This is a genomic window from Paraburkholderia sp. (assembly GCF_026225065.1).
GTDB lineage: Bacteria > Pseudomonadota > Gammaproteobacteria > Burkholderiales > Burkholderiaceae > Paraburkholderia.
In genome coordinates, this window is the sequence record NZ_JAMFSB010000404.1 from 1 (window position 1) to 4,646 (window position 4,646).

The window sequence follows — 4,646 nt, forward strand, 5'->3', positions numbered from 1 at the left end:
ACGAGATAGACGCGATCGTCCGCAAACGGGAAACCGAAGATCGATGGCCGCTGGATGCCCGCGACGCCGTCCGGCCCTTGCGTGACGCTCGCCCAGTTGACCATCACGAGATCGAAGATCTGCTGGAAACTGATCGTGATCATGGCGAGGTAGTGGCCACCCAGGCGCAACGTCGTGAGGCCGAGCACGAAGCCGGCGATCGTTGCAAGGCCGATGCCGAGCAGCAGCGTGATCCAGAAGTTCAGCCCGAGCACCACGGTGCCAAGACCGACCGCATACGCTCCAAGACCGAAGAAGGTGGCCTGTGCGAGATTGATCTGCCCGGCGTAGCCAAGCACGACCGTCATGCCGAGCACGGCGATCGCGTAGGTCGCCGCCTGCATGAAGATGTTCAGCACATACGGCGTGAGCGGGAACACGAACGGGACCAGTGCGACGGCAATGGCCACGGCGATCAGCGCGACAGTACCGAACGAAAAGCGTGCGGCGCGTGCGCCCGGCGCCGGTCCGTTGGAGGCGGGGACGTGGTTCATGCCTTCTCCGAAATCTTTTCGCCGAAGATGCCTTGCGGACGCAGCATCAGGAACAGGAACAGCAGCAGGAACGCGAACGCGTCCTTGTAGGAGACCGAAATGTACTGCGCGCCGAAGCTCTCGACTACGCCGAGCAGCAGGCCGCCGATGATCGCACCGGTGATGTCGCCGAAGCCGCCGATGATGGCCGCCGCGAACGCCTTAAGCGCGATGATCGAACCCATGCCGATCGACACGAACAGGATTGGCGACACCAGCGCGCCGGCGAGGCCGCCGAGCACCGCGCTATAGAAGAACGTGAACGCGATCATCGCGGCCACCGGAATACCGACGAGCCGCGCCATGTCCTTGTCCTGCGAGGTCGCCTGCAGCTTCTTGCCGAGCATCGTGCGTTCGAACAGGAAGTACTGGAATGTCACCGCAATCGCGGTGAAACCGAGGATGGCGAGGTATTGCGTGTCCATGAACACGCCCCCGATCTCGATGGCGGGCTTGCTGAACAGCCGGTTCATCGCACGTGGCTGCGGGCCGAAAATGTACAGTGCGGCGTTCTGCATGAAGATCGACGCACCGAGTGTGCTGATGATCACCGGCAGGAACGAGCGGTGCCGCAGCGGGTAATAGACGCCGAGCGCGAAGATCACGCCGAAGATGCCGAGCACGACGAGTGCGAGCACGAACGCGAGCCAATAGGGCAGGCCACTGCCGAGAAAGGCGACCATCGCGAAGCCGCCGAGCATCGCAAAGTCGCCCTGCGCGAAATTGACGACGTTGGTGGCTCTGACGATCAGCACGAAGCCGAGCGCGACCAACGCATAGATCGAGCCCAGCGCAAGTCCGGCAAACAGCACCTGGACGTTGTTGACCACGAAGCTCATCGCTTCTCTCCTCGTATTGCCGGCACCACGGACCTGTGCGGACCGCGAGCCCTGTCTCCCCACGCTGTGGAACGCGAACCGGCGCGGCGGGTGCTTCGCCACACCAGCCGACGCTGCGTTACGGCTTTTAGATTTAATAAACTACATGTCTAAAATTTGTATGTAAATAGTATTGATCTGTTCGAAGGCTGTCAACGCAAATTGGAATTGCGTAGAATGACGCAATGGTTAAAGACTTCGAAAGGATGGGCTTGATGAGTCCGCCAACCCCTCGCGCTACGGCCGCCACAGACGAAAGCAGCGGCACGTTCGATGCCGGAACGCTGGGCGAGCGCATCGCCGAAAAGCTGCTCGCGAAAATCCGCAGCGACGGTCTGGCGCCCGGTACGCGTCTGCCCTCGGAGCAGGCGATGGCGCAGCACTTCGGCGTAAGCCGCACGGTGATTCGCGAAGCGATCGCGCTGTTGAAGGCCGACGGACTGTTGACCACCCGCAAAGGCAGCGGCGCGTTCGTTTGCCAGACGCCGTTCCCGCATGCGGCGCAGGGCGACCCGCTGACCGAGCAGTCGGTGCAGTCGCTATTGAATCTGACCGAGGTTCGCCATGGTCTCGAAGCGGAAATCGCGGCGCTCGCGGCCGTACGGCGCACGCCAGGGCAACTCGCGGAAATCGAGCATGCGTTGCGGCGCGTCGAAGATGCGATGCGCGCGGGCGGCGACGGGGTCGAAGAGGACGTGCAGTTTCATTTGCTCATCGCCGAAGCGACTGGCAATCCGTATTGGATGCGGCTGGTCGAAATGTTCGCGCAGCAGATCCGGCTTGCGGTGAAGGTCACGCGCGCGAACGAAGCGCGCCGCCAGGATTTCATGAATCAGGTGCGGGAGGAACATCAAAAGATCGTCGCGGCGATTGCCGCTGGCGATCCGGATCAGGCTCGCGCGGCGGCGGGCGACCACCTGCTGTGTGTCGCTGAGCGCGTGCGGCTAGCCGATCGCGATTTCTGGGCGGGCAGCGGCGGCGAGCTGGCGCGCGATCTGGTGCGTGATTTCGGTAAGTGAACCCCGCCTGATTATCCCCACGCTTTTCACAAGGAAAGTCTCATGCTGAAGATCCATCACCTGGGCCATTCGCAATCCGAACGGATCGTTTGGCTTTGCGAAGAACTCGGCATTCCGTACGAGCTCAAGAAATACACACGCGATTCCGTCACCCGCCTGTCGCCGCCGGAGCTTAAGGCGCTGCATCCGCTTGGCGCGGCGCCTCTCATCGAAGTCGATGGCATGTTGCTGGGGGAATCGGCCGCTATCGTCGAGTTCATTCTTGCCCTATATGGTCGCGGACGTTTGCAGCACGGGCCGGACCATCCGGACTTTGCTTCGTACCTCTACTGGTTTCACTTTGCCAACGGCAATCTTCAGCCGGTCATGCTTCGAACGATGACCGTGGGGCGCTGCGGGCTGGCACCGGACCATCCGGTTCAAACGTCGTCGCACGAGCGACTGGATAAAGTGCTGGCGCTGGTCGAGACACGTCTTGCGCAGAACGACTATCTGGCGGGGAGTGAATTCACTGCGGCCGACATCATGAGCGTTTTCTCGCTGACCACGATGCGCCTGTTCCATCCGCTCGATCTCGCGCCTTATCCCAACATACTCGCGTATTTGCAGCGCATGGGCGCACGGCCAGGTTATCAGCGGGCCATGGCTAAAGGCGATCCGGATTTGACGCCGATGTTGACCTGAAGTCGCAGCTCTATCTCAAAATAGCATAGTTGTTATCCGTCATATCGCGTTGCGCGATACGGCCCATGGTCGGCACACTTGATCCACAAATCAATTGCCGCAGCGCAACTGCGTTGCATGGGATCAGAGTAAGCGCTGAAGCGCTAACTCTGATCGACCGCGATCAAACTGCATGGGATGAGAGTAAGCGCTAAAGCGCTAACTCTCATCGACAGGAGACAACTATGCGCACTCAAGTCGGTATCATCGGTGCCGGGCCGGCAGGCCTGCTTCTTTCTCATCTGCTTCATCTGCGTGGCATCGAGTCCGTCGTGCTCGAATCGCGGACGCGCGCGCAGATCGAATCCACCATCCGCGCCGGCGTGCTCGAACAGGGCACCATGGACCTGCTCTGCGAGGCCGGCGTCGGCGCGCGCATGAAAGCGGAGGGCGCGCTGCATCATGGCTTTGAGCTCGCTTACGAGGGTAAGCGCCGCCGGATCGACCTGACCGGACTAACGGGTCACTCGATCACCGTCTATGCCCAGCACGAGGTCATCAAGGACCTCGTGGCCGCGCGGGTGGAGGCGGGCGGCACCTTGTTGTTTAGCGTGTCGGATACGTCGATTCACGGCATCGAAACAGCTACGCCTTCAATCCGCTTTCGCCATCAAGGCGAGGCGTGCGAGCTTCAGTGTGACTTCGTGATCGGCTGTGATGGTTCGCAAGGAGTGTCGCGCGCGTCGATCCCTGCGACTCTGCGCAAGGATTATGAACGAGTCTATCCATTTGGATGGTTCGGCATCCTGTGCGAAGGGCCGCCGTCCTCCGATGAATTGATCTATGCGCGCCACGAACGTGGCTTTGCGCTGGTCAGCACCCGCTCGGCGAACGTGCAGCGGATGTATTTTCAGTGCGACCCTAAGGACTCCGTCGAAAACTGGTCAGACGATCGCATCTGGGCCGAAATGCATGCCCGGGTCGATTCCGCCGACGGCCAGCAGGTGGTGGATGGCAAGATCTTCCAGAAGAACATCGTTGCCATGCGCAGCTTTGTTTCGACCACCATGCAGCACGGTAGGCTTTTTCTGGCCGGCGATACGGCCCATATTGTGCCGCCGACCGGCGCCAAGGGTATGAACCTGGCGCTCGCCGATGTACGTGTGTTGACCGCAGCTTTACGGGCCTTTTACGAGGAAAACCGCCTGGATCTGCTGGACAACTACAGCGCCACCGCGCTCAAGCGCATCTGGCGTGCGGAGCATTTCTCGTACTGGATGACGCGCATGATGCACCGGCTCGACGATGCCTCGCCGTTCGAACAGCAACTTCAGGTGGCCGAGCTGGAGCATGTCACCACCTCGCGGGCAGCGGCCACCGCGATGGCGGAGAACTATGTGGGCGTGGCGCCGGTGTAAGCGTCGCGCGTTCCTAAGCGCTGGCGGCCTTATGCGCTGCTTCCGCCTGTTCCAGCCGCCGGCTCGCTTCACCCACCTCATGACGGAACTGCACCA

5 protein-coding genes are annotated in these 4,646 nt (G+C 61.2%); 3 read left to right on the forward strand and 2 right to left on the reverse strand.

From position 1 onward, the window contains the following. Nucleotides 1-533 (reverse strand): branched-chain amino acid ABC transporter permease (locus tag M0954_RS28010; RefSeq protein ID WP_297356748.1); only part of this gene is annotated, 533 nt, incomplete at its 3' end. After that, a complete protein-coding gene (locus M0954_RS28015) occupies nucleotides 530-1,411 on the reverse strand; it encodes a branched-chain amino acid ABC transporter permease (protein WP_133893329.1) in 882 nt (293 codons plus the stop codon). The genes M0954_RS28010 and M0954_RS28015, both read right to left, overlap by 4 nt. Before the next feature lie 254 nt (nucleotides 1,412-1,665). Here M0954_RS28015 and M0954_RS28020 point away from each other — a divergent pair, with 254 nt between their 5' ends. The 3 genes from M0954_RS28020 (at nucleotide 1,666) to M0954_RS28030 (ending at nucleotide 4,550) form a co-directional block, all read left to right on the forward strand. Next, entirely contained in the window at nucleotides 1,666-2,469 is an 804-nt protein-coding gene (locus tag M0954_RS28020) for a FadR/GntR family transcriptional regulator (RefSeq protein ID WP_133893328.1), read from the forward strand. Nucleotides 2,470-2,511: 42 nt separating this feature from the next. Next, nucleotides 2,512-3,153: a glutathione S-transferase family protein gene (locus M0954_RS28025; protein ID WP_297356750.1), complete on the forward strand. Its 642-nt coding sequence runs from the start codon at nucleotides 2,512-2,514 to the stop codon at nucleotides 3,151-3,153. Between the two features lie 224 nt (nucleotides 3,154-3,377). After that, entirely contained in the window at nucleotides 3,378-4,550 is a 1,173-nt protein-coding gene (locus M0954_RS28030) for a 4-hydroxybenzoate 3-monooxygenase (protein WP_297356752.1), read from the forward strand. Nucleotides 4,551-4,646: the final 96 nt, after the last annotated feature.